The sequence below is a fragment of the Coprococcus sp. AF51-11b1 genome (assembly GCF_027682785.1).
GTDB classification, from domain to species: Bacteria; Bacillota; Clostridia; order Lachnospirales; family Lachnospiraceae; genus Allocoprococcus; species Allocoprococcus comes.
The window spans coordinates 67,632-93,046 of sequence record NZ_JAQCZB010000004.1 but is presented as its reverse complement, the minus strand read 5'-3'; the positions used below and the strand labels follow the sequence as shown (position 1 = coordinate 93,046).

Below are 25,415 nucleotides of genomic sequence, written 5' to 3'. Positions count from 1 at the left end.
AATGGTATGAAATTATTAAAACTTGTGATTGTAGATGACGAACCAATCCTTCTGCAGGGACTGGTTAAGACGTACAACTGGAATGAGATGGGATTTGAAGTTGCCGGTCAGGCACAGAGTGGGGAGCAGGCAATTGAAGTGATCAAAAAAGTGAAGCCCCATGTCGTACTGACGGATATCCGGATGAAACAGGTTTCCGGTCTGATGGTGATGGAAGAGATCCAGAAGACAGAGCTGGATCCGGTTTTTATTGTGCTCAGTGCGTACCGTGATTTTAATTATGCACAGCAGGCGTGTGATCTTGGTGCATATGCATATCTGCTGAAACCAATCGAGGAAGATAAACTGCAGGAGACCATGCAGGGCGCATACCAGACCTGTATGGAGAAACTGGAGAGCGAAGAGCGTTATGAAAGCTGGGAAAATATGATCCGAAAAGATTCCACCAGTTTTCTCCAGGTTGTTGTACAGAAGTATTTACAGAATAAAATTTCCTATGAAAAGGTGCAGGAAGTATTTGTGATCTTGAAAGATGTGATCGAAGAGGGCGACCGTTTTATTGCAATGTGTGTGGATCTTGATCTTACATATAAGATTACGGATGCACTGAATTACGAAGCAGCCAGGCTGGAATTGATACAATCTCTGGAAGAAATGTTTTCAGAGCGGTATTTTTTCTGGCATTTTGAAAAGGCAGAAGGTTGTCATGTATTTCTGATCAAGACAAAGGAAAATGCGACAGTGCGCGAGATTGCGCAGATTCTGGAACAGGTTAAAAGGGAACAGAAAAGTCCGGTTACTGCATCGATTTCCAAACCGTATAAAGGACTGGATGGAATCCGCCGAAGTTACGAAGAGGCGCAGGGACTTTTCGAGCCAATCTGCAGCAGTGCCACAAATGAGAATACTTTTTCCATACCTGTGAAAAAGGAAGAAAAAGCGGCAAAAAGTGATTGTGAAGAGGCAGGACTTACGATCGTCAATGCTGTTCGGAAGAATACGTTTAAAGAGTTAAAACAGGCTTTTATTGCGTTAATCTACGCACTTCCACATGAGGAAGAGTTACAGATCCGTTATATACATAAGGTTATGCTGCAAGCGGAGATGATGCTGAACGATACTTACGGAATGACGGAAAAACTGCAGAAACAGTTCCGGAATTATTATTCGAATATGGAGAGTCTGACAGCAGCACAGGCGGTAGATGTCAGTTATAAGATCCTCGGAGAAGCAATTGAGGAACGGGAAAAATACGCAGAAAGCGGAGAAAATAAATGTGCAAAGGAATATATGACAGTGGCACTTTCTTATATCGGTGAGCATTTGCAGGAGGAAGAACTTTCTATTGTTCAGGTGGCAACGCAGATTTATCTGAATCCGGTATATTTCGGGCGTGTATTTAAAAATACATTTCATATGACCTTTAAAAAGTATCTCTTACAGCAGAGAATGGAGAAAGCAAAGAGGCTGATCCAGGATGGATGTGAGAGTATAGGAACGGTATGTGAGCAGGTGGGAATCAGCAATGCATCCTATTTTTCACATTTATTTAAAGAATATACAGGAAAATTACCGAGTGAATACAAAAAGGATTACGAAGAATGAAGAAATGGATGATTAAATCCGGAATACAGAGAAAATACCTTCGATATATAATGGGGCTGTTGTTGCTGGCAATTTTGCTGTCAAGCATCGGTGTTTGGATTTATGTAAGGCAGAGTCTGACCACAGAGGTTACAGATAAATATGAATTTTTAAATGAGAAGATGGGGCTGGCTCTGGATACACTGTCAAAAGAGGCGGATGAAGGGACAGCAGAATGTATTACTTACGATCAGGTTCAGGAAAGTCTGAAAAAAGCTTCATTTGCAGATGTGGAAAAGAACTCTCTTCAGAAATATTTTGCCTATATGAATCTGGATCATGTGGCAGAATATTGCTATGTAGATAATAAAAATAATGTTTATGCCAGATCCTACTCGCATATTGATTATGAAGATTTTTCAGACAGCCATCTGGAAGATTACATGGGAGATTCTTATGCGAAAACACAATGGTTCTGGGCGAAGGATACTCTGTTTGGGACGGAGAAAGAAGCATTGTTTATCGGAAGATATGTACACAGCATGGAATACGCCAGCAAACCAGGACTGCTGCTCATCAAGATGAATGACAGCTTTCTGGAAACGATACTTGGAAAGGATCGGAGTATGACAGATGAAGTGCAGATCGGAATTCTGGATAAGAAGGGAAATTTATGTGCTGATTGGTGCCCGAAAGGGACGAAGATTTCGGATGCGGTAAAACAGGAAGTCTATAAGATCAGCGCACAGGAAACAAGTGGTATTCTTGCAAAAAGCCGGAGAGTGAGCGGTGGTGTCTGCTCCATTTACAAAGAAAGCAGCTCTGAAATGACGGTGTTCACAGTCGTTCCGTCGAGTGTAATGACACAGGGAACGATGAGGGTACTTACGGTGCTGATCGGGATTTATCTGTTTGTGGCAGTGGTAGCGGTTGTGCTCAGTATCTATTTTTCCAAGCGGTTCACCAGTCCGATCCGGGAGATCAGTGAAGAGATGACACAGTTTGACGGAAATGATTTCAGTCGCCTGATTGAACTGAATACCAATACAGAACTGGATCAGATCGGACATTCCTACAATAAGATGCTAAAAAATATTGAGAATCTTCTGGCAGAGATCAAAGAACAGGAAGGGGTGCTCAGACGGACGGAGTTGAACATGCTTTTGGCACAGATCAACCCACATTTCCTTTATAATACGCTGGATACAATTTACATGCTTGCGCGGATAAACGGAGAAGAGACAACCATGAAGATGATTCAGGCACTTTCCAAATATCTGCGTCTGTCACTCAGCAAGGGCAGTGATATCGTGACGGTGGAGGACGAACTGGAAAATGTAAAGAGTTATATGGAAATCCAACAGATCCGGAATGCAAATCTGTTCCGGTATGAGATTGAGTGTAAGGTGGAAGAGAAGAGTACGTGGATGCTGAAGCTGATCTTGCAGCCACTTGTCGAGAACGCGATCAAGCACGGATTCTGCGAAATTTATGAGAATGGTCTGATCCGGATTGAGATTGCGAGGGAGGATAGCCAGCTGAAAATCGTGGTATTCAATAATGGGAAGCCGATTGACCGGGAAATGATGGAAAAGATCAATGCCTTAAACGGGCATCCGATTCTGGAGGCGAAAAAATGCTTCCAGGATAAGGAACACGGATATGGAGTGGTGAATGTACTGACCAGACTGCGGCTGAAATATGGAGAGGATGTGCTGTTTTACTATGAGGCAGAAGAAAATGGAACCCGGTGTACAATCCAAATTCCGGATGACGGAAAGGAGAAACGTGATTTATAGAAAATATTTGCAATTGGTGTTTTGTATCGCACTGGTTCTGACAGTGCTGACCGGATGTGGTAAAAATACGGGGCAGACAAGCCGGAGCACAGAAAAAAAGGAGATTGATATTCCGATCATTCTGACGGTAGATCCGACTTCCGGCAAGAAAACGGAACAGGATGTCGTTGATGCATTTAATGAAGAATATGCCGGTACGTATCATATGCAAGTGGAATGGATCATGGAGACGGAAGAGGAATACCGAAAAAATCTGAAACGGTTAAATGTCACAGACGAGCTTCCGGCTGTGATCTATGATGTGCGCACCCTGCCGTCCTTTTATCAGATGATGGTTGCGGATGGACGGATCGAGAATCTGAGTCCGTATCTGGAAGAGGATGAAGAGTGGAGGAATATGATCGAACCGGCGGTGATGGAAGGCTGTACGGATGAGGATGGCAATATCTATCTTGGACCGATCAGTACGGCGGCATTTGCGTGCGCCGGCATGTTTTGGAATCCGGAGCTTTTTGCGGAAGCAGGGATTGAGAAATTCCCGGAGACATGGGAAGAATTCTGGGACTGCTGTGACCGGCTGCAGGCAAACGGAATCACACCGCTTGGACTTCACACTGAAGGAACCGGCTGGGCGCCGATGCTGATTGCAACAGCAGAGGCAGCACACACGGAAGAAGGCTATGCATTTATGAAAGAGCTTTTCCCAGAAAGCTATTCCAATGATACCGGTCTTGAAATTGCAGAAAACTTGCAGAAATTGTTTCGGTATACAACAGAAGATGCAATTCATGCTGACTACGATGTGGCATACAATAATTTTGTCACAGGAAAGGTGGCAATGATTCCGAACGGATACTGGATGATCGACCAGTTGCCGGAAGAATGGAAAGAAAAGGTAAGGTTTTCCGCATTTCCGGGAAATAAACTGATCGCCTCACCGGAAACCTTTGGCTGGGCGGTGGTTTCCACTTACAGCGAGGAGGTCAAAGAAGGAGCGGTTGAATTTTTGAAATTTCGCACGAAATTCAATCTGGAAGAGAAGAAAGAGCTGATGGACAAGAACGGACGCACTGAAATCAGCCAGCTCCTTCAGGATTATGTAAATGCCTACAATAACAATCCGCAGATCGTTCCGAACTATCAGGTGAAATGGAACTCCATCCTTCAGGAAGAGACGATCGGGGAGTGCCTGCCACAGCTTGCCGCCGGGAAAATGACGCTTGCGCAGATGGTGGAGACTGCCGATGAAAGTATCCGGGAGTATGAGAAAGAGAGATGATGGGAGGAGAAGGCTGTTGGTGTCATTTTATCAATAACAAATTTTTTACATTTCGAAAAGTATATTTTTTGTTAAAGGAGGTTTGCGATTTGCTACAGCCTTTGATTGGATTCTTGCTATTATCTAAGCATAGAAAAGAAATCCAGACGAGGAGGAACGGAAATTATGAAAAACAAAAAAAGATGGCTGGCACTGGGGCTGGTAGGAATCATGACACTTGGATGCTTTGCAGGATGTGGAAGCAAGAGCGATGGCAAGAGTGCAGACGGTAAAGGGGACAGCAGCAAAGGATCTGTATATTATCTGAACTTCAAACCGGAGCAGGATGAACAGTGGCAGCAGCTGGCAAAGGATTACACAAAAGAGACAGGTGTAGATGTAACGGTTGTTACAGCAGCTTCCGGAAACTATGAAACCACTCTGATGAGTGAAATGGGAAAGAGCGGAGCACCAACATTATTCCAGGTAAACGGACCTGTAGGACTTGCAAACTGGAAAGATTACTGCTACGACTTATCAGATTCTGATATTTACAAAGAACTCACAAGTGATGATTATGCACTGAAAGACGGAGATTCTGTAGCGGGTATCGGATATGTTATTGAAACATACGGAATTATCACAAATAAGACATTATTAAAAGAAGCAGGATATACACCGGATGACATCAAATCTTTTGCAGATCTGAAAAAAGTAGCAGAAGACATTACAAATAGAACTTCTGAACTTGGATTTTCTGCATTTACTTCAGCAGGTATGGACGGATCTTCTGACTGGAGATTCAAGACACACCTTGCAAACCTTCCGATCTACTTTGAATATCAGGATGAAGGAATTAACACAACAGATGCAATCAAAGGCACATATCTTGACAATTATCGCGATATGTGGGATCTGTACATCAACAACAGCACATGCGATCCAAAGGATCTTGCTGCAAAGACAGGTGACGATGCAAGAAATGAATTCCTGAATAAAAAAGCTGTATTCTATCAGAATGGTACATGGGAATATACACAGCTGATCGATGGCGGTCTGACAGATGATGACATGACCATGCTTCCGGTTTACTTTGGTGTAGGCGATGAAGCAAACCAGGGACTCTGCACAGGTACAGAAAATTACTGGTGCGTAAATAAAGACGCAGACGAAGCTGATATTCAGGCTACATTAGATTTTATGGACTGGTGTGTAACTTCAGATGAAGGAACAAAATGTATGGCAGACGATATGGGATTCAACATTCCGTTTAAGAAAGCTCAGGAATCTAAGAATCTCTTTATCAAAGAAGACAAACAGATGACCGAAGACGGAAAGACTCCGGTAGCATGGAACTTCTCAACAATGCCTTCAGAAGAGTGGAAAAATGGTGTTGGATCTGCACTGACAGCTTATGCGGCAGATCAGACAGATGCTAACTGGGATGCAGTAGTAAGTGCATTCGTAGATGGATGGGCATCTGAATACAAGCTTGCAAATGAATAAATAAGTTGCATAAAAAGAACTGACCTAGGGGCAGGCGGCTTGCCTGCCCCTTTTAAGTGAGAGGAGAGCCTGTACGAAGCGGGTTTTCTGGATATGGGAACCTACGTTTTTCCATATAAAAATAAAAAGTGAAATGAGAGCCACCTGGTAGGAAGATCCTTCCGGGCAAAAGGAAAAGAGGAGGATTTCTATGGAGAAGGCACTGAAAAAACATGCACCAATATTTGTTCTCCCAACATTTCTTGCATTTGTGATCGGATTTATTATTCCGTTTGCACAGGGATTTTATCTTTCTTTTTGTAAGTTTACAACAGTAGGAAATGCAACATTTGTTGGAATATCAAATTATACCGCAGCAATCAAGGATACATCATTTACAAGTTCATTTAAATTTACAGTATTATTTGCGATTGTATCGATCTTACTGATCAACGTACTGGCATTTGGTCTGGCACTGCTTCTGACACAGAAGTTAAAGGGAACCAATATTTTCAGAACTATTTTCTTTATGCCGAACCTGATCGGTGGAATCGTACTTGGATATATCTGGCAGATCCTGATCAACTGTCTGCTTACGATCATCGGGCAGCCGCTTCTGGCACTGAATTCTGCAGCCGGTTACTGGGGACTTATCATTTTGATGTGCTGGCAGCAGATCGGATATATGATGATCATTTACATCGCAGGTCTTCAGAATGTACCGGATGATCTGATCGAAGCAGCAGAGATTGACGGAGCAGCAAAGTGGGATATCCTCTGGAAAATCAGAGTTCCGATGGTAATGTCTTCCATCACGATCTGCGTCTTCCTGACACTTACCAATTCATTTAAATTGTTTGACCAGAACCTGGCTCTTACAGGTGGAGATCCGAACCATGCGACAGAAATGCTGGCACTGAATATTTACCAGACATTCTACGCACGTGCCGGAATGCAGTGGAAAGGTTATGGACAGGCAAAAGCAGTGATCTTCTGTGTTCTGGTTATCATTATTTCACTGGTACAGCTGAAAGCAACAAGATCTAAGGAGGTGCAGCAGTAATGAAAAAGAAGAAAAGTATTGCAAATACAATATGGATAGTTATATTAACAATTGCGGCACTCGCCTGGATTTATCCGATCATTATGATCCTGATGAACTCTTTGAAAAAAGAATCAGCGATCAGTACAGGAACTGCATTTAAACTTCCGACTGCAGATGCATTTGCAGGAATCGCAAACTATGTAGATGCCGTTGCTTCAAAAGGATTTTTAAGCAGTCTTGGATACAGTACATTTATTACGATTACTTCTGTAGTTGCTATTCTTGTATGTTGCTCCATGTGTGCATGGTATATAACCCGTGTAAATAGTCCGATTTCAAAGATTTTATATTATCTGTTTGTATTTTCCATGGTTGTTCCTTTCCAGATGGTTATGTTCACCTTGTCACAGACAGCAGATACCTTACATCTGAATATGCCATGGAATATCTGGGTGATCTATCTTGGATTTGGCGCAGGTCTTGCGGTATTTATGTTCTGCGGATTTGTAAAATCGATTCCTGTAGAAATCGAAGAAGCTGCCATGATCGACGGATGTAATCCGCTGCAGACCTTCTTTTTGATCGATATCCATATTCTGAAGCCTACCATGATATCCGTAGGTATTCTGGAAGCAATGTGGGTATGGAATGATTACCTGCTTCCAACTCTTGTACTTGATATTAAGAAATATAAAACAATCCCAATGCTGATCCAGTATTTCCGCGGAAGTTACGGAAGAGTTGAAATGGGACCGATGATGGCAAGCATTATGCTTACAGTAATCCCGATCATCATTGTATATCTGGCAGGACAGAAGTACATCATCAAGGGTGTTGCTGCCGGAGCTGTAAAGGGATAGAAAAATATAGTATAAATTTGGCGGACAGGCGTTGCTTGTCCGCTTTTAAATAGAAAAAGCTTGCAAATTTTGAGAGTTTCCGTTAAGATATTGCAAAAATGGAAGAAAACATTGAGAAAGGAAAGAAGGTATGTTTCAGACGATTATTGGGGCGGTCAGTTCATTTATGTACAGCAAACTTCTGGTGATTATTCTGATCGGTGCAGGTTTATATTTTACAATCCGGACAAGATTTCCACAGGTGCGTTTATTTGAGAGAGCTTGTGAGTCCGTGATGGAGAAGCCGGACGACAAAGAGGCAATCTCATCATTCCAGGCGCTTATGGTTTCAACGGCATCGAGAGTAGGAACGGGAAATATTGTCGGGGTGTCATCGGCAATTTGTATTGGGGGATTTGGTTCTGTATTCTGGATGTGGGTGATTGCGATCATTGGAAGTGCGTCTGCACTGATTGAAAGTACGCTGGCACAGATTTACAAGAAAAAGGGAGAGGATGGGAAATGCTATGGTGGTCCGGCTTATTATATCGAGGCGGCGCTGCATTGCAGACCACTGGCGATCGTGTTTTGTATTGCCATGATCCTGACTTATGCATTTGGATTCAATATGCTGGCATCCTACAATCTGCAGTCTACATTTTCCGGATTTTCTTTTTATGATCCGAAGGTAAGCCCATGGATCATTGGTGGGATTCTGGCAGTTCTGACCGGATGGTGTTTGCTTGGCGGTGGAAGCCGTATTGTAAAGGTGACATCGACGCTTGTGCCGGTGATGGGACTTGCATATATCGGTATGGCGCTGATTGTGGTTATCATCAATATCCGCAATGTGCCGGAAATGTTCCTGCGTATTTTTGAGGAAGCGTTTGATTTCAAGGCGATTTTCGGAGCGTTTGCGGGTTCTGCTATGATGCAGGGTATCCGCCGTGGGCTTTATTCCAACGAAGCCGGAATCGGTTCGGCACCGAATGCATCTGCTTCTGCAAATGTCAGCCATCCGGTCAAACAGGGACTGGTTCAGATGCTGTCTGTCTTTATCGACACACTTCTTCTTTGCACGGCAACGGCGATGATGTGTATGTCGTCTGGCATTGATCCAACCAGGGAGATGCAGGGGGCACCGTGGGTTCAGGCATCTCTTCAGGAATCCCTGGGAGCATTTGGTCCGGTATTTATAACGGTGGCTATGGTATTTTTTGCGTTTACAACATTGCTTGGAAACTGTTTCTATTGCGACAATCTTCTGACCTATATCCATAAAAAGGAACCGGGGAAAAAATTTATGCGCGGATTCCGCCTGGTATCTGCATTTGTTGTATTTCTAGGGGCAGGTATGGAAATGTCGCTTTTGTGGGATCTTTCCGATGTACTGATGGGTGTGATGGCACTGATCAATATTCCGGTGATCCTGATTTTGTCCGGGACGGCATTTAAGGCAATCCGGGATTATGAGGATCAGTTGAAGCGGGGAGTTAATCCGGTGTTTAAAAGTGCAGATATTGAGCTGGAGCAGAAGACGGATTTCTGGAATTAGGGAATCTGCGAGAGTGGTTCGGAAAATGATGGAAGGCTGTGAATTGGATTTGACAAAAGTTGTTTTGTGATAATTTGGCGTGAAATCCGGCTTGACAAATTTTGAAGGATACGGTAGTATGACAAAAGAAGAGAAAATTACAGACTATGAAGAGAACAAGTAGCAGATGACAAGGCTCAGACAGAAAGTAACCGGTTGATGAGAGGTGCACGAAGAGTCAGATGTGAATACATCTTGGAGTTTCACACCGAACGCACGGAAGCGCAAGTAAGCTGTGACGGAGTGGCGGACGTTATACCTGCTACGGTAATGTTAGTTACTGACTGAGGCATTCGGTGCGAGCCGGATGTGAATTAAGGTGGTACCACGAGAGAATATACCTCGTCCTTAAAGGCTGATTGGCCGGAGGACGAGGTTTTTTTATTGGAAAAATTGAAGGGGTTCAGGACGGACGCTATCCGGAATCTATTTCTATTTGTCTGCGGGTTCGGCGGCTGATACTTCTAAGGTTTTGTAAATTTGTTAAGGGCATGATTGAAAATCCATAACTCGCTGCGCTCAGACAGATGGATTTTCAATCATAACACAAATTCCCAAAACCTAAGAAGTATGAGCATCCGCCTGCACATGCAGTCAAATAGAAATGGTTTTCGGATGGCTGACATCCTTGAAGACTTCAAAGAGTTCCAGACGGGACGCCTCCTTCTCCGGGGGAGAAGATTGGCTGTGACTAAGATATAGGTTTTGAAAAAAGAAAGGAAATTAGGAAAATGGGTATTTATGAAGAGCTTAAGGCCAGAGGATTGATTGCGCAGGTTACGGATGAGCCGCTTATCCGGGATCTGGTGAATAACGGGAAGGCTACGTTTTATATTGGGTTTGATCCGACGGCGGATAGTCTGCATGTTGGACATTTTATGGCACTGTGCCTGATGAAGAGACTGCAGGAGGCTGGCAATAAGCCGATCGCTTTGATCGGGGGCGGTACTGCTATGATCGGGGATCCGTCCGGTAGAACAGATATGCGTCAGATGATGACACCGGAGACAATCCAGCACAACTGTGACTGCTTTAAGAAGCAGATGAGCCGTTTTATTGATTTTTCAGACGGGAAAGCACTGATGGTTAATAATGCGGACTGGCTGATGGATCTGAATTATGTGGAAGTACTTCGTGAAGTCGGAGCACATTTCTCCGTAAATCGTATGCTGACTGCAGAATGCTACAAACAGCGTATGGAAAAGGGACTGAGCTTCCTTGAGTTCAATTACATGATCATGCAGAGCTATGATTTCTATATGTTATACCAGAAATACGGCTGTAATCTTCAGTTTGGCGGAGATGATCAGTGGAGCAACATGCTTGGTGGTACAGAGCTGATCCGTCGTAAGCTTGGTAAGGATGCAAGTGCGATGACAATCACACTGCTTCTGAATTCAGAAGGAAAGAAGATGGGTAAGACACAGTCTGGAGCTGTATGGCTTGATCCGGAAAAAACTTCTCCGTTTGAATTCTACCAGTATTGGAGAAATGTGGCAGATGCAGATGTTCTTAAATGTTTACGTATGCTGACATTCCTTCCGCTTGAGCAGATTGATGAGATGGACAAATGGGAAGGCGCACAGCTTAACACAGCAAAAGAAATCCTTGCGTTCGAACTGACAAAACTGGTTCACGGCGAAGAAGAAGCTACAAAGGCACAGGAAGGCGCACGTGCACTGTTCAGCTCAGGAAATGCAGCAGATATGCCGACAGCAGAGCTTTCTGATGAAGATTTTGCAGACGGGTCTGTCGATATCCTGACACTGCTTCACAAGAGTGGACTGGTTGCTTCCAAGTCAGAAGCACGTCGTGCCGTACAGCAGGGTGGAGTTGCCGTTGACGGAGAAAAGGTTTCCGATATTGCGACAAAATTTGCAAAAGCAGACTTTGAAGGTGAAGGAAAAGTTGTAAGAAAAGGAAAGAAGAATTTCCGTAAAGTAATCGCAAAATAAGAGGACAGAAAAATGAGTTTTACAGAAATAAAAGCAGAAGAATTAAAGGATAATCCATTTGAATTGATCGGAAAACAGTGGATGCTGATCACAGCAGGAAATGAAGAAAAATGTAACACCATGACAGCAAGCTGGGGTGGTGTTGGAATTATGTGGGGTAAGCCGACTGCGACAGCTTATATCCGTGATTCCCGCTATACCAAAGAATTTGTGGACAGAGAAGATTATTTTACACTGGCATTTTTTGGAGAAGAGCATAGAGAAGCGTTAAATCTCTGTGGAAGAGTTTCCGGAAGGGACGAAGATAAGATCAAAGAAGCCGGTCTGACACCATATTATGTAGATGGAACAGTTGCGTTTGAAGAAGCAAAAATGATCTTTGTATGCAAGAAGGTTTATGTACAGCGCATGGGAGAAGAAAATTTTGTTGAGAAAGCAAATCTTGACAAATGGTATGCTGACAAAGATATGCATAACATGTATATGGGAGAAATTAAGAAGATTCTTGTGAAAGAGGATTAGGCTATGTGTAGTAGGACACAGAAGCTGACTGTAGTTCTGGCCTCTGCATCACCGCGCAGGACAGAACTGCTGGAACAGGGAAATATAAAGCATGTAGTCATGCCGTCACACTGTGAGGAAGTAATTACATCCCAGGTTCCAAGCCAGGTTGTGGAAGAACTTTCTGTACAGAAAGCAGAAGATGTCTATCAGCAGTATGAAACGAAAAATACAGGAGATTTTCTGGTGATCGGCTCAGATACGGTGGTTGCAGCGGATGGAACGATTCTCGGAAAGCCAAAGGATAAAGAGCAGGCATATCAGATGATTTCCATGCTTCAGGGAAAAGCACATCAGGTTTACACCGGTGTTACGCTTCTGATAAAGAAGGATGGGAAAAAGATCCGGAAGACATTTCATGAATGCAGTGATGTGCATGTATATCCGATGAGCAAGGAAGAAATCAGGGAATATATTGCGACAGGAGAGCCGATGGACAAGGCAGGAGCCTATGGAATCCAAGGGGCATTTGGCGTGTATATCTGTGGGATTGAAGGTGATTATAATACGATCGTCGGACTTCCTCTTGCAAGGGTATATCAGGAAATGAAGAAATATATTTATTAGAAAATGGGATAAATGACCAGAAGGGAGAACGTCAGAACAGAAAAAGAGTTCTGATGTTCTCCTTTGGTTTTATTTAGAAATCTGTAGAGTTTTAACAGATATTTAGTGTGAGTTCCTGGGTGTCTAATCCTTTTCCGGATACTTTTACAGTGACAGTGCCTGGTTCATAGCCGGCCCGGATTACGGCTAAGGATTTGCCATAGAATGTCTTGAAAGTATCGTTGCAGAAGCTTTCTTCAACATTTGGTCTTGCAGAACCGTATCCCTGAAGTGTTGCAGGACCAGAGATTTCTATTTTCAGCTCCTGGTCGACAGAGGATTTTGTGATTCCATTTTCACCGATAAGATCGATATTAAGGAAGCAGAGATCCTGACCATTTGCACAGAGGTTTGTTGTTTCAGGAGTGAGTTTTATCGAAGTTTTTCCAGTGGCTGAGACAAGCGTGGTGCGGGCTGTTTCTTTTCCGGAGGAGTCGTAAGCAATGGCTTCGATTTTGCCGGCTTCATATGGAATTTTCCTGAATTTTGCAATATCTTTTTTCGGTTTCTTTTTACCTGCGCTTTTTCCATTGACAAGAAGTTCTATTTTGTCTGCATCTGAGTAGATTGTTACAGAAGCTTTTTTCCCTTCGCAGCCTTCCCATGACCAGCTTTCCACCGCATCTGTGACACGCCACATAGAAAGAGACTGGAAATAGTCTGTGCGGGTATAAGGGTCAACACCAATTGTTGGAGTTTTCTGTAATCCCCAGATGATCTTGCTCCATCCAACTTCCGGACGTTTTTTTCCACAGATATCAATGATACCGGCACCACCGGAAATAATAAGGCCCGGATCGGCATTTTGCTTCGTCTTTTTGTCTTTGTACTGAATGGTGCCAATGCCTGATTCACCAAGATAATCATATCCGGTCCACATAAAGTCGCCGGTCATGGTAGGAATCGATTTGACAAGCTGCCAGTTATCGTAAAGGGTCTGCGGGAGAGTTTCAGAGCCGGTTGTCGCCTGTTCCGGATGATTTCTGGCATCAATTTTATAGCGGCTGGATGCATAATTATATCCGGGAATATCGAAAATGCCGGACATAATTTCAGCAATGGCAGTCGCTTTTTTTGTTTTGGCTGCTTTATTGATGAGTCCGCCCATTTTGTTCATCATGATATTGAAAAATTCAGAGGTCGGAGCGTTATCCAGTCCACCGGAACCACTGTCTTTGACTTTACCGTCTTCGTCCGTGCCATAAATACTTTTTTTACTTCCGGCCATGGTAGCAAGCATCAGATTGATCCCGGCTGTGACAGGTCTTGTATGATCTTTGGTATGGCAGAATTCAGTCATGATACGGGCCTGTTCCTGCCCGTCTGCAAGTCCAAGCTCTGTAATCTCGTTTCCAACAGAGTACATCACAACAGAAGAATGGTTATAGTCTTTTGAAATCATGGCAGCAATATCAGCTTTCCACCATTTGGAAAATGTTTCACCGGCGTAATCGTAAGGATTTTTCTTGATCAGCCACATATCAAAAGCTTCGTCAATAATGTACATACCAAGTTGATCGCATGCATCCAGCATTGCCTTTGAAATGGGATTGTGTGAAGAACGGATGGCATTAAATCCGGCTTCTTTTAAAATGCGTACCCGCCGACATTCAGCATCATGGAAGCCACAGGCACCGAGTACCCCATTATCATGATGGATGCAGGCACCCCGGAAAAGGACGGACTTGTTGTTTACAAGAAATCCATCTTTTCCCCAGGAAAGGGTACGGATTCCGAAAGAGGTTCTGGCAGTATCAATGGCAGTTCCATTTTGTAGAAGGGTTGCCTTGCAGGTATATAAATAAGGATCTTCGGCAGACCAGAGGTGTGCATCTGGGATGGTGATGGTGACATCTGTGCCTTCGGAAGATACGATTTTGCCAGTGTCATTGAAAATTTCCAGTACAATTTTTTCATCAGGCTGCATAACCGCGTCAGTAAAAATGTGGATTGTATTAAGATCAACAATCTGCACTTTTAACCCTTCCGGGCGGATATAAGAACTTCCGGAACGGTAAAGGTGCACTTCGCGGTAGATACCGGATCCGGAGTACCAACGGCTGTTCGGGACATCTGCGTTGTCTGCAACGACTTTCAGTTCATTTGTTCCGGCAATAACTTTTCCGGTGATGTCAACAAAAAAGTTTGTGTATCCGTAAGGATGTTCGGCAACCTGTCTGCCGTTTAAGAATACGGTTGCGTTTTGATAGACAGCCTCAAATTCTAAGATCAGAGTTTGTCTGGTTTCATTTTCCGAAAGATCGAAAATTTTAGTGTAAATATATTTGCCACCGGCAAAATAGGCACTTGCACTTGCGGTTTTATTCTCTTTTGAGCGCTCTTCACGGATCATGGCGTCATCTGGAAGATTGACATGAAGTATTTCATTGGATCCGTCTTTCTGTACGGTCCAGTCACGGTTGAAATCTGTTTTTTGCATAAGTTTTCCTCGCTTTTACTATTGAATAGAACAATTCGGTTAATTAGTGAGTGGTAAAAAATTTTGACATCCACATCATATGATATTATTATAAATGATATGAAAAAGAGTATAAATGGCATAAATGATGGGATTGAACCTTATGTGTATCAGATTCAATTGTTAAGAGCTATTCGAGATGAACAGGAATGATCACTATAAAAAGATAAAACTGGTTTTTATCAGAAAGAGGAATAAATTATGTATTTTCAATCTACACGTCCTATGATGTATCAGGATTTAATTAAAGAAATGAAGGCATATGAAAAAGGTTTTGGAGAAAATCATTTTACAGAAGATAGTCTTTCTTTTATTTTAGATTCCTATTATCCGGAAAAAGAAGAAGGAAGAGAGGTGCTTACATTTATAGGACCGAAGGATTTAGGATATCTTTGTATGGACAAGGAGGAATCGGACAAAATTCTTGAAAGGAAAAGTATGCACAGACATAATTTCTATGAGTTGATGTATGTTGCAGATGGAAGGCTATATCAGAACATTGAAAATACCAGACATCTTTATCCGAAAGGAAGTTGCTGTCTGATGAATATGAATATTCGCCATCTGGAGGAATTCGATGAGTATTGCAGAGTGATTTTTCTGGAATTTACACAAGAATATATTTTGAATTTACTACAATTTCCAAGTGTTTTTTCCGGGAAACGCACAAAGGAATATGAGATGGTAAGGAAATTCTTTTTACATGAATTGGATAAAGAAGAGGCATCACAACGGGCTTATATCGATTTTATTCCGATGAAAGAGACAAAAGTAGTGCATGATTGTTTTGACAAAATTGCAGTAGGATTGCAGAAGAGAACGCCTAAATCAAATTTTCAGATTGCAGGAGCAATGATAGGAATGTTATCTGCATTGTTTGACGGAGCGCTTTACACAAATACGCCGGTTGCTTTCGGAAATACGTCTGAGAGAGAACTATTTGATCAGATAACCAGTTATATCCGGGAAAAGGATGGACAGGTGCGCAGAAAGGATTTGGAGGAAAAGTTTAGTTATTCAGGAGATTATCTTTATAAAACGGTTGAAAAATATACCGGGTTGTCTCTGTATGAATATAGCACGAAATTTACAATGGAAAAGGCGGAGGGACTTCTTTTGGATTCGGATCTTACGATTGCAGAAATCATGGAGGACCTTGGCTTTAGTAATCGGACACAATTTTACAGGCTTTTTCGAAAAAATTATGGAATGACTCCGAGGGAATATAGAAAATCGAAGTTCCGTTAAATGACAGGAAATCTCAAACGAAATTACTGTATTTACTGGAACAGAGATTCTTTGAAAAAATGCCAGAACCGACAGCAAGCCGGAACTGGCATTTGTGCTGTTAAGCAATATCAATCATTCTCATGGCAAACCAAAGAGGTCTGCTTTGGAAAATGTCCGGAGATATTATTTCAGATACTGCACACTGTACGGCGGCATCTCAAGCTGTCCGCTCATCTGGATTTCATTTCCGGTGAGCAGGTCGGTCATTGTGCCTCCGAGTTCTCCATTGTGCGCAGTAAACGGTGCGTCCGATGCATTGATCGCAACCAGCATCCGTTCATCATCGGTCCGACGCTCAAAGATGAGCTGATGGTTGGTCAGGACAACATTACGGTAGCTTCCGTGGCAGAGTGCATTGCTTCCGGTTCTGACGTGGATCATTTTTTTGATCTCTTCGGTCAGTTCATTTGGCTTTGGTTCTTCAAAGCATGGACGAAGGGCGTAGTCATTATTTGGTGCTTTTACCCCTTCCTCACCCCATTCACTTCCATAATAAATACAAGGAACACCCGGCATACCAAGAAGAAGTCCGTAAGTCAGCGGCAGGTGGTTCTTGTTGGTCAGGATACTTGCAATTCGGGTTACATCGTGGTTGTCAACAAAAGACATCAGATGTTTTCCGCGGTAAATGCACCACTGTTCCGGTCCGTACTGACGATTCAGAGAGTGCGCAATCTCAAACATGTTCATGCTGTTGAAGCTGGAATAAATACCTTTATAGCATTCATAGTTGGTGCAGCTGTGCAGCATTTCGTCATTGACGATCTGATTGTAGTCCCCGAAGAGAACCTCTCCGATCAGGGCAAAGTCAGGTTTTAATTCCTGGCAGAAACTGCGCAGACGTTTCATGAAATTGCGGTCCAGGCAGTATGCAACATCAAGCCGGAGACCGTCGATGTCAAATTCATCGATCCAGCCTTTTACACATTCCAGGAGATAATCTACAACAGCAGAATTGGCAAGATTCAGTTTGACCAGTTCAAAATGTCCTTCCCATCCCTCATACCAGAATCCGTCATTGTAGCAGGAATTACCGTCAAAATTGATGCAGAACCAGTCCTTGTATGGAGAGTCCCATTTCTTTTCCTGTACATCCTTAAATGCCCAGAAGCCGCGTCCTACGTGATTAAACACACCGTCAAGAACGATTTTTACATTGTGTGCATGGAGATCTTTGCATACTTCTGCGAAATCTTCATTGGTTCCGAGACGGCAGTCGATTTTTTTATAATCCCTGGTATCATAACCATGATTGTCTGATTCGAAAATTGGATTTAATAATATAGAAGAGATACCTAAGGATTCCAGATAACTGCTCCAGTCCTTTAATTTTAAAATCCGGGATACGGTTTTGCCGTCATTTGCGGTCGGAGCGCCACAGAATCCAATTGGATAGATCTGATAAAAAATTCCTTCATAAGCCCACATATTCTAGTACCTGCCTTTTAGTCAAAATTTGGATAAAAATCCCATACATCTATTGTATCAGATAGAAGCAAATGATGGTATACTATTTAAAGCAAAAGTGGAATTTGTAAAAAATGTAATGATATGGTAATGTTTTTGAAAAAAGGGGAAAGGGAAGACATTTTTTGGTTGCAATTTATAGTAGCTTTTATTATAATTTAGAGTGCGTGAAAAGGTATTTGTGCATAATAATGCACAAATCATGGAGAGAAAAATGTGGCAGTTTATACTAGGAAGTACAGGATTTATTCTGTATTTTATTTATGATATCAACAGTGTTCGGATGAAGAATGCAGTATTACAAAAATTTTTTGCAGCTGGGAGTATTCTCGTTGTAGTATCACTGATTGCAGAGCTTTATGCAGCATGGGGGAGTTGCCAGCGGAAGATCGGAACAATGACCGGATTTGGATTAGGAGGATTCCTTTTCCTTTGTCTGCTCATTTATACGTTGTTTTTTGCGCTTCCCTTTGAAGAAACCTATTGTGAAGAAAATAAACTGCGTGCGGCTTATACGGAAGGTATGTATGGATTGTGCCGCCATCCTGGTGTTTTATGGTTTGCAGGAGCATATTTGTGCATGTGGGGAATGGTCGGTGGATGGAAACATGGGATTTATTTTTTACTTATGATTTTCTGGAATTATCTGTATATTATTTTTCAGGATCTGTGGACATTCCCACGGACATTTTTTAACTATAAAGAATATCAGCAAAGTACACCGTTTCTGATACCGAACAGAAAAAGTATACGGGTGTGCCTGCGTACTATCAGAAAAAATGATTGATCTGGAGCGGACAGTCTATGAATTTAAAAGAAAAATTAAAAAAACAACAGTATAATGAAATATGGCAGCAGTACTGTGGATTTCTGGATCTGTCGATGGACGGTTACATGAAAATCCAGCGGCGGCTGATGGAAGAACAGATCCAGCTGTGGAGTAACTGTGGACTTGGACAGTCGATTTTGAAAGGAAAACATCCCCGAAATCTGGATGAATTCCGCAAAATGGTACCGCTGACGGAGTATGAAGATTATGCAGACATTCTTCTGACCAAGCAGCCTGATATGCTTCCGGGGAATCCGGTGATCTGGATTCAGACAACCTGGGAAGGCGGGAAACATCCGATTAAGGTTGCACCGTATACAAGAAGTATGCTGGATACCTACCGGAATAATGTGACAGCATGTCTGATTTTATCGACCAGCAGGAAAAAGGGTTCTTTTGATGTTGCATCTACGGACAAATTTCTGTATGCGCTGGCACCGCTTCCGTATGCTACCGGACTTTTTCCACTGGCACTCGGGGAAGAAATCGATATTGAGTTCCTTCCGGCAGTAAAAGATGCTGTGAATATGAGTTTCAGCGAACGAAACAAGCTGGGATTTAAAATGGCGATGAAAAAAGATCTGGGATTTTTCTTTGGTCTTGGAAGTGTGGCTTATGCGGTAAGTCTGAGCCTTTCTTCGATGACCGGTGGCGGCGGTATCCAACTATCAAGTCTTCTGAAATGCAGACCGCATATGATCTTCCGTATGATACAGGCAAAATACCGCTGCAAAAAGGAGAACCGGCAATTACTCCCAAAGGATTTATTCCATTTGAAAGGGTTCATGGTAGCAGGTACGGACAATCAGTGCTATAAAGATGATCTGGAAGAACTCTGGGGAATCCGGCCGATGGAATTGTTTGCCGGTACGGAACCATCTATAATGGGGACAGAGACCTGGACGAGAAAAGGAATGTATTTCTTCCCGGATACGGCATTTTATGAATTTATCACAGAGAAGGACATGTTGAAAAATCATGAGGATCCGTCTTATGTTCCACCGACATATCTGATGGATGAAGTCCAGCCGGGAGAAAAATATGAGCTCGTATTTACGATTTTGAAAGGCGGTGCATTCGCGAGATATCGCTGTGGTGATATGTATCGGTGCGTTGGACTGGAAAACAGGGAAGATGAAACACAGATCCCACGTTTTGAATATGTGGACCGGGTACCATGGATCATTGATATAGCAGGATTTACAAGGATTTCAGAAAATGGGATCCGAAATGTCATTCGTCTGTCAAAGCTCCCGATCACAAACTGGGTTGCGGCAAAGGAATATAATGAACAGAACCGCCCATATCTGCATATGTATGTAGAACTGGAACGGGAATCCTTGCTGAACAGTGCCATGAGCGCCGATATTTTAAAAGAGTTACTGAGTACATATTTTAAATATATTGATCAGGATTACCGTGACTTGAAGAAAATCCTGGGAATGGATCCTTTACAGGTTACAATTTTTACGTGCGGAACATTTGAAACTTATGAAAAAAAGACTGGGAAAAAACTGCATCAGATGAATCCTTCTTATTATGATTTGAAGGCGTTGCTGGAAGTGCAGGAATGTTTGAACAAAGTGAGATAAGAGGGAATTATGGGAACCTATGGATATATTTCAATCATAGCAATGGTGTGCTATGGATTTATGCTGCTGATGTTTCTGACAGCGAAGCGAAATAAAATTGTAAATAGCTTTCTGGTAGTGCTGGTTGGACTGCTTTTTTGGGCTGGAGGATCGGCATTTATGCGTGTCCATCTGTGGCCAAGTTATGAATTCTGGTATCAGGTTTCCCTGCTTGGAATTTTACTGCTGCCGTATGCATATTATTGTTTTATTCTGGCATTTGGCGGAGTGAAAAAAAGTCTGCCAGGGAAAATATATCTGGCTGTTATGCTGATCTGTTTTGTGGTAAATATCCGGCATGGGGTATTCCTGGGATGCCCGAATGTGGTGGAAAAGAATGGGCTTCCTACTTTTGTGTATGAGATTAAACCTACTATATTAGTACTCTTTTTCCCGGCTGGGATTTTTTTGATTTATCTTTTCCTTATCCTTGTGCGGATCTGCAAAGCGAATCCCAATATGAAAGTACAGTATGAACCGGTCATGGCAGGGGTTCTGGTGTTGTTTGCAGGGAATATGTTGCTTGGAATACCATTCTTCAGTGGATTTCCGATTGATATTTTAAGTGGCGTTGTAAATGTATTTTTTCTGTTTTATGCACTGATACGCAGACGTCTGTTCCGGTTGCAGATGCTGGCATCGCCCAGTCTGTGTTACGGTGTAGGATTCTTGTTTTCTGTTATTGTATTTTTAAATATAATTCCATATCTGCAGAAAATCTTCCATATACAGATGGATAAGAATACAACGCTTTATGCCCTTGTTTTTGCAATTGTGTTTCTGGTGATTTATGCGCTGTTTACTTTTTTGTGGAAGCTTCTGGTACGCAGTGTGTTTGTCAGGGAAGAAAATTATCAGACAGAAAAAATCAGGGAGTTCAGCTCTGCAATTTCGAAGACGCTGGATTTAAATGAAATTCTGGACAAAACGATCAGTGTCATGAAAGAACTGATGGATGTTGGAAATATCTATATTTGTATGCAGGATGCACCGGGACAGCCATATCGGGGAGTGGCAAGTGATCAGCCACTGAATGATCTGACATTTACGATGGAAGAAGAAAACCCGATGATCCAGTGGCTGAAAGAACATGAAGAGCCGATCATTTACCGGGATTTCCGTTATACCGTGGAGTATAAGTCGATGTGGGAGAGTGAAAAACACCGGCTGGATAAGACGCATATCCGTTACTGTGCAGGGTTGAAAGATGGAGAATGCCTGGTTGGTGTGATTCTGATCACAGATGCTTCGGTGAAAAAACGGCTGGTATATGATGAGGTGCAGCTGATCTCATCTGTTACGTCGGTTGCATCGATTGCGATTAAGAATTCAAGATTGTACGAGAGAGCCCGCCAGGAAGCCAGAACAGATGAGATGACCGGATTACTGAACCGGAAATATTTCTATGAAGTGCTGAATGAAGAGCTTGAGAAAAACAGGGAGGCATCGCTGGCACTTGCGATCATCAATGTAGATGATTTTAAATTGTATAATCAGTTGTATGGGGTGAAAGAAGGAGATCTGTGTCTGCAGCGGATTGCAGATATTATCAGAAGCAGTGTCGGAGAAAGTGGATACACGGCCCGCTATGGAGGAAAGGAATTTGCGGTTCTTTTACCGGGATATGATCTTTTTTCCGCCAGAAATATGGTGGAATCTATTGCAAAACAGATTTATGTTATGAATAACCGCAGAACGGATATGAAGCTGAAAGCGGTAACTGTGAGTGCCGGTATCAGTGCGGCTCCTTATGCGGCAAGGAACGTGAAAGAGCTGATGGAAAATGTAGATCTGGCAGTTTATCATGTGAAACATAATGGAAAAAATGGGATCCAGGTCTTTGATATGATGTTCCGGAACAACAGTGAGGGGAACAATACAAGGAATCACACCCATATTTATCAGGAGTATGAGTCTACGATTTATGCGCTGACGGCGGCAATTGATGCGAAGGATCACTATACGTTCAGCCATTCCAACAACGTAGCTTATTATGCAACGTCACTGGCGACGACCCTTGGAATGAACGAAGATATGATAGAGATTATCCGGCAGGCAGCACTTCTGCATGATGTCGGTAAAATCGGTATTCCGGAGTATATACTCAATAAAGAGGGAAAACTGACAGATGAAGAATATGAGATCATCAAAGGGCATGTAGAGGCATCGATCGATATTATCCGTCACCTTCCATCGCTGGATTATGTAATTCCGGCAGTCATCGGTCATCATGAGCGGTATGATGGAAAAGGATATCCACGCCGGATCGCAGGAGAAGATATTCCACTGACTGCGCGGATTTTGTGCGTGGCAGATTCTTTTGATGCCATGACATCCAAACGATGTTATAAAAAAGCATTTTCTATTGAAGTGGCACGGGAGAAGCTTCTTCAGGATGCAGGCAGACAGTTTGATCCTGACCTGGTATATAAGTTTGTTGAATGCCTGGATAATGGCAGTATTACACTGGTGAAGGCAGAAGAAACTGTGGACAATCTGAAAGAAATACTGTAGAAAATTCCTACAAAAAAGTGATGAAAATCAGCAAGAAACAGTTGACAAAAGCCTGCTGGTATAATATAATATACAAGTATGACGTGAGAAGAAACAGTTTGCACCAAAGCCCCGGAGTGAACTTGTTTTCTATAGAATCTACAATGAAAATAATTAGTAAACTGAAATTCATAGGAGGTCAACCAATGAAAACTTACATGGCTAATCCAGATAAGATTGAAAGAAAATGGTATGTAGTTGACGCTGAAGGACAGACACTTGGACGTCTTGCAGCAGAAGTCGCTAAAGTTTTAAGAGGAAAAAATAAACCGGAATTTACACCGCACATTGATACAGGTGACAACGTAATTGTTATCAACGCTGAAAAGATCAAAGTTACAGGAAAGAAATTAGATCAGAAAGTATACTATCATCACTCAGATTATGTAGGAGGAATGAAAGAAACTACATTAAGAGAAATGATGGCAAAGAAACCGGAACAGGTTATCGAACTTGCTGTTAAAGGTATGCTTCCAAAAGGACCTTTGGGAAGAACAATGATCAAGAAACTTCACGTATATGCTGGAGCAGAACATGCTCATCAGGCACAGAAACCAGAAGTTTTAACATTTTAGTCAGAGGTTTGAAAGGAGGAAATAAAAGTGGCAACAGCTAAATTCTACGGAACAGGAAGAAGAAAAAAATCTATCGCAAGAGTATACCTTGTACCAGGTACAGGTAAGATCACAATCAATAAAAGAGATATCGACGAATATTTAGGACTTGAAACTCTTAAAGTTGTAGTTCGTCAGCCATTAGTTGCAACTGAAACAGTTGATAAATTTGACGTTCTCGTTAACGTACGTGGTGGTGGATACACAGGACAGGCAGGAGCAATCCGTCACGGAATCGCAAGAGCACTTCTTGAAGCAGATTCTGATTACAGACCGGTACTTAAGAAAGCCGGATACCTTACACGTGACCCACGTATGAAAGAACGTAAGAAATACGGTCTCAAAGCAGCTCGTAGAGCACCACAGTTCTCTAAACGATAATTACAAAGAGACAACGAAAAAGATACAAACCCAGGAAATGCTTATATTTCCTGGGTTTTTCTTATGTCCGAAGATTTGTAAAGTACCACAAAAAAGCACGAATTTTTTACGGTAACTAACACGTAACTAACAGGTAACTAACACTATATCTTGTTGATTGCGTCTATTAGTTCCTCTATTTCAAAGTGAGTATATACTATTTCAGTTACGCCTTGCCCTTTATGTCCGATTATCTTTTTTATGACCTTATCAGATACACCAGCTACGGTTAATAAGCTTACGCAAGTATGCCGGGTATCATGCGGACGGTGCGACATTCCGACGGCATCAAGTAGCGGCTTCCAGTAAGAATCGTAATAATTACGATATTTGAAGTGCGCGCCTTCTGGCGTACTTAAAAGGTACTCACAGGAATTAAGGCTATACCAATATTCAAAGAATGGGTAAACCTTTTCTGCTATCGGTACTGTACGGATTCCGGCAGCAGTCTTAGCGGCGACAATATTAAAATGACGTTCTTCTAAATTTACATCTTCTTTTTTCAAGTCTAATAGTTCACTTATGCGGCAGCCGGAATAGATCAGCATAAGTATAACTGTATAATACGGGTTACTTTCTTTAGCGTCCCATATCCGGGAAACTTCCGACTTACTGAACGGTTCACGGTTTAGCGCGTTCGGGTTTCCGGCATTTTTAATATTTAGATATTCGACCATATTTCTTTCTTTCGGTATTATTTCATGTATTACAGCGTATTTGTACATAAGACCCAGCATAATTTTTAATTTCTTAAGAGTAGGGGTATTCTTCCCGGATTCATCAACAACCATTTGAAGATGATCTAATTTAACATCAACGAAGCGCATTGAAGCGATTTTATCGCAGAGCTTCCAGGAAGCCTTATAACCTTTTACGTTAGATTCGCTGACTGTCGGGTAATGTTCGTCACTCCAACGCTCATATACATCAGCAAAAGTAACTTTAGCGGCGTTCACATCGTAAGGGTTGGCGTTAAATTCTGCCAGGGCGGTAAGTGCTTCTTTCCTGGTAGGATAATAGCCGACTGTTATATATAGCTGCTTTACCTTCCCTGTTTTCGGGTCGATATCCCAGCCTTTTGTTTTCTTTGCTACATAGGGGTTACGGCGGTTGCCGGAGAGCTTGTAAACACTTCCGAAGCCGTTAGGCAATTTCATATAATCACACCTTCCTTAAAAAAGGGTATAAAAAATAAGCCCTTTTTAAAAATATGGGCTTATGGTATAATCATATTGCGTTTTGATTTATCTATAAGCCCTTGTTTATAGGTATCGCGTAGCCGTTTCGGGTGGCAGCCCGGGACGGCTTTTTTAATTTGCAAAGGTTTAGTTAATACTGTATTCAATTTAATGATTCCGGCAGTTAGATGCCGATAATAACATTATCCTATCACGCTGAAAGGAAGG

The 25,415-nt window shown here is 42.3% G+C and carries 19 protein-coding genes; 16 read left to right on the top strand and 3 right to left on the bottom strand.

Going from position 1 to position 25,415, the window contains the following annotated elements; genetic code table 11:
- Positions 1–6: 6 nt before the first annotated feature.
- From PGY05_RS05845 to PGY05_RS05800, 10 genes are all read left to right on the top strand, one after another.
- Entirely contained in the window at positions 7–1,605 is a 1,599-nt protein-coding gene (locus PGY05_RS05845) for a response regulator (RefSeq protein WP_270475503.1), read from the top strand.
- Positions 1,602–3,383 (top strand): sensor histidine kinase, encoded by a 1,782-nt coding sequence (locus tag PGY05_RS05840; protein ID WP_270475502.1) that lies wholly within the window; start codon positions 1,602–1,604, stop codon positions 3,381–3,383. Before PGY05_RS05845 ends, PGY05_RS05840 begins: the two co-directional genes overlap by 4 nt.
- Positions 3,355–4,662: an ABC transporter substrate-binding protein gene (locus PGY05_RS05835; RefSeq protein ID WP_215687171.1), complete on the top strand. Its 1,308-nt coding sequence runs from the start codon at positions 3,355–3,357 to the stop codon at positions 4,660–4,662. Before PGY05_RS05840 ends, PGY05_RS05835 begins: the two co-directional genes overlap by 29 nt.
- Before the next feature lie 165 nt (positions 4,663–4,827).
- Positions 4,828–6,147: an ABC transporter substrate-binding protein gene (locus tag PGY05_RS05830; RefSeq protein WP_055156079.1), complete on the top strand. Its 1,320-nt coding sequence runs from the start codon at positions 4,828–4,830 to the stop codon at positions 6,145–6,147.
- Positions 6,148–6,337: 190 nt separating this feature from the next.
- On the top strand, positions 6,338–7,189 hold the full coding sequence (locus tag PGY05_RS05825; protein WP_270475501.1) for a carbohydrate ABC transporter permease: 852 nt from the start codon (positions 6,338–6,340) through the stop codon (positions 7,187–7,189).
- Positions 7,189–8,031, top strand: a complete 843-nt coding sequence (locus tag PGY05_RS05820; RefSeq protein ID WP_022220784.1) for a carbohydrate ABC transporter permease — start codon at positions 7,189–7,191, stop codon at positions 8,029–8,031. Before PGY05_RS05825 ends, PGY05_RS05820 begins: the two co-directional genes overlap by 1 nt.
- A 130-nt stretch (positions 8,032–8,161) precedes the next feature.
- Positions 8,162–9,565 carry an alanine/glycine:cation symporter family protein gene (locus tag PGY05_RS05815; protein ID WP_008373201.1) on the top strand — a complete coding sequence of 468 codons (1,404 nt, stop codon included), beginning with the start codon at positions 8,162–8,164 and terminating at the stop codon, positions 9,563–9,565.
- A 770-nt stretch (positions 9,566–10,335) separates the two neighbouring features.
- Complete coding sequence (gene tyrS / locus PGY05_RS05810) at positions 10,336–11,559, top strand: tyrosine--tRNA ligase (protein WP_173692569.1); 1,224 nt, start codon at positions 10,336–10,338, stop codon at positions 11,557–11,559.
- A 12-nt stretch (positions 11,560–11,571) separates the two neighbouring features.
- On the top strand, positions 11,572–12,081 hold the full coding sequence (locus tag PGY05_RS05805) for a flavin reductase family protein (RefSeq protein ID WP_270475500.1): 510 nt from the start codon (positions 11,572–11,574) through the stop codon (positions 12,079–12,081).
- A gap of 3 nt (positions 12,082–12,084) precedes the next feature.
- Positions 12,085–12,687 (top strand): Maf family protein, encoded by a 603-nt coding sequence (locus PGY05_RS05800; protein WP_055156083.1) that lies wholly within the window; start codon positions 12,085–12,087, stop codon positions 12,685–12,687.
- A 91-nt stretch (positions 12,688–12,778) separates the two neighbouring features.
- Here PGY05_RS05800 and PGY05_RS05795 read toward each other — a convergent pair whose 3' ends face one another.
- Positions 12,779–15,166 (bottom strand): glycoside hydrolase family 2 TIM barrel-domain containing protein, encoded by a 2,388-nt coding sequence (locus tag PGY05_RS05795; RefSeq protein ID WP_195548673.1) that lies wholly within the window; start codon positions 15,164–15,166, stop codon positions 12,779–12,781.
- Between the two features lie 240 nt (positions 15,167–15,406).
- Here PGY05_RS05795 and PGY05_RS05790 point away from each other — a divergent pair, with 240 nt between their 5' ends.
- Positions 15,407–16,453, top strand: a complete 1,047-nt coding sequence (locus PGY05_RS05790; RefSeq protein ID WP_055156085.1) for an AraC family transcriptional regulator — start codon at positions 15,407–15,409, stop codon at positions 16,451–16,453.
- 165 nt (positions 16,454–16,618) lie between these two features.
- Here the strand turns inward: PGY05_RS05790 and PGY05_RS05785 are convergent, their stop codons facing one another.
- Positions 16,619–17,923, bottom strand: coding sequence for an alpha-amylase family glycosyl hydrolase (locus tag PGY05_RS05785; protein WP_008373212.1), 1,305 nt, complete (start codon positions 17,921–17,923; stop codon positions 16,619–16,621).
- 241 nt (positions 17,924–18,164) lie between these two features.
- On the opposite strand from PGY05_RS05785, the gene PGY05_RS05780 reads away from it, so the two are divergent.
- From PGY05_RS05780 to rpsI, 5 genes are all read left to right on the top strand, one after another.
- Complete coding sequence (locus PGY05_RS05780) at positions 18,165–18,749, top strand: hypothetical protein (RefSeq protein WP_243257129.1); 585 nt, start codon at positions 18,165–18,167, stop codon at positions 18,747–18,749.
- 17 nt (positions 18,750–18,766) lie between these two features.
- Positions 18,767–20,383 carry a GH3 family domain-containing protein gene (locus PGY05_RS05775; RefSeq protein WP_173692567.1) on the top strand — a complete coding sequence of 539 codons (1,617 nt, stop codon included), beginning with the start codon at positions 18,767–18,769 and terminating at the stop codon, positions 20,381–20,383.
- A 9-nt stretch (positions 20,384–20,392) separates the two neighbouring features.
- Entirely contained in the window at positions 20,393–22,936 is a 2,544-nt protein-coding gene (locus PGY05_RS05770) for an HD domain-containing phosphohydrolase (RefSeq protein WP_270475499.1), read from the top strand.
- 185 nt (positions 22,937–23,121) lie between these two features.
- Complete coding sequence (gene rplM / locus PGY05_RS05765; protein WP_022220779.1) at positions 23,122–23,550, top strand: 50S ribosomal protein L13; 429 nt, start codon at positions 23,122–23,124, stop codon at positions 23,548–23,550.
- Positions 23,551–23,577: 27 nt separating this feature from the next.
- On the top strand, positions 23,578–23,970 hold the full coding sequence (gene rpsI / locus PGY05_RS05760) for a 30S ribosomal protein S9 (protein WP_008373223.1): 393 nt from the start codon (positions 23,578–23,580) through the stop codon (positions 23,968–23,970).
- A gap of 143 nt (positions 23,971–24,113) precedes the next feature.
- On the opposite strand, the gene PGY05_RS05755 is transcribed toward rpsI, so the two are convergent.
- On the bottom strand, positions 24,114–25,166 hold the full coding sequence (locus PGY05_RS05755) for a tyrosine-type recombinase/integrase (protein WP_270475498.1): 1,053 nt from the start codon (positions 25,164–25,166) through the stop codon (positions 24,114–24,116).
- Between the last annotated feature and the right edge of the window lie 249 nt (positions 25,167–25,415).

What these genes read in the sequence shown, in the direction of transcription:
- PGY05_RS05845 (WP_270475503.1), top strand. Translation starts at nt 7, where the DNA reads ATGAAATTATTAAAACTTGTGATTGTAGATGACGAACCAATCCTTCTG.
- PGY05_RS05820 (WP_022220784.1), top strand. Translation starts at nt 7,189, where the DNA reads ATGAAAAAGAAGAAAAGTATTGCAAATACAATATGGATAGTTATATTA.
- PGY05_RS05835 (WP_215687171.1), top strand. Translation starts at nt 3,355, where the DNA reads ATGACGGAAAGGAGAAACGTGATTTATAGAAAATATTTGCAATTGGTG.
- PGY05_RS05815 (WP_008373201.1), top strand. Translation starts at nt 8,162, where the DNA reads ATGTTTCAGACGATTATTGGGGCGGTCAGTTCATTTATGTACAGCAAA.
- PGY05_RS05800 (WP_055156083.1), top strand. Translation starts at nt 12,085, where the DNA reads ATGTGTAGTAGGACACAGAAGCTGACTGTAGTTCTGGCCTCTGCATCA.
- tyrS (WP_173692569.1), top strand. Translation starts at nt 10,336, where the DNA reads ATGGGTATTTATGAAGAGCTTAAGGCCAGAGGATTGATTGCGCAGGTT.
- PGY05_RS05780 (WP_243257129.1), top strand. Translation starts at nt 18,165, where the DNA reads ATGGAGAGAAAAATGTGGCAGTTTATACTAGGAAGTACAGGATTTATT.
- rplM (WP_022220779.1), top strand. Translation starts at nt 23,122, where the DNA reads ATGAAAACTTACATGGCTAATCCAGATAAGATTGAAAGAAAATGGTAT.
- PGY05_RS05795 (WP_195548673.1), bottom strand. Translation starts at nt 15,166, where the DNA reads ATGCAAAAAACAGATTTCAACCGTGACTGGACCGTACAGAAAGACGGA.
- PGY05_RS05785 (WP_008373212.1), bottom strand. Translation starts at nt 17,923, where the DNA reads ATGTGGGCTTATGAAGGAATTTTTTATCAGATCTATCCAATTGGATTC.
- PGY05_RS05830 (WP_055156079.1), top strand. Translation starts at nt 4,828, where the DNA reads ATGAAAAACAAAAAAAGATGGCTGGCACTGGGGCTGGTAGGAATCATG.
- PGY05_RS05805 (WP_270475500.1), top strand. Translation starts at nt 11,572, where the DNA reads ATGAGTTTTACAGAAATAAAAGCAGAAGAATTAAAGGATAATCCATTT.
- PGY05_RS05770 (WP_270475499.1), top strand. Translation starts at nt 20,393, where the DNA reads ATGGGAACCTATGGATATATTTCAATCATAGCAATGGTGTGCTATGGA.
- PGY05_RS05825 (WP_270475501.1), top strand. Translation starts at nt 6,338, where the DNA reads ATGGAGAAGGCACTGAAAAAACATGCACCAATATTTGTTCTCCCAACA.
- PGY05_RS05775 (WP_173692567.1), top strand. Translation starts at nt 18,767, where the DNA reads ATGAATTTAAAAGAAAAATTAAAAAAACAACAGTATAATGAAATATGG.
- PGY05_RS05755 (WP_270475498.1), bottom strand. Translation starts at nt 25,166, where the DNA reads ATGAAATTGCCTAACGGCTTCGGAAGTGTTTACAAGCTCTCCGGCAAC.
- PGY05_RS05790 (WP_055156085.1), top strand. Translation starts at nt 15,407, where the DNA reads ATGTATTTTCAATCTACACGTCCTATGATGTATCAGGATTTAATTAAA.
- PGY05_RS05840 (WP_270475502.1), top strand. Translation starts at nt 1,602, where the DNA reads ATGAAGAAATGGATGATTAAATCCGGAATACAGAGAAAATACCTTCGA.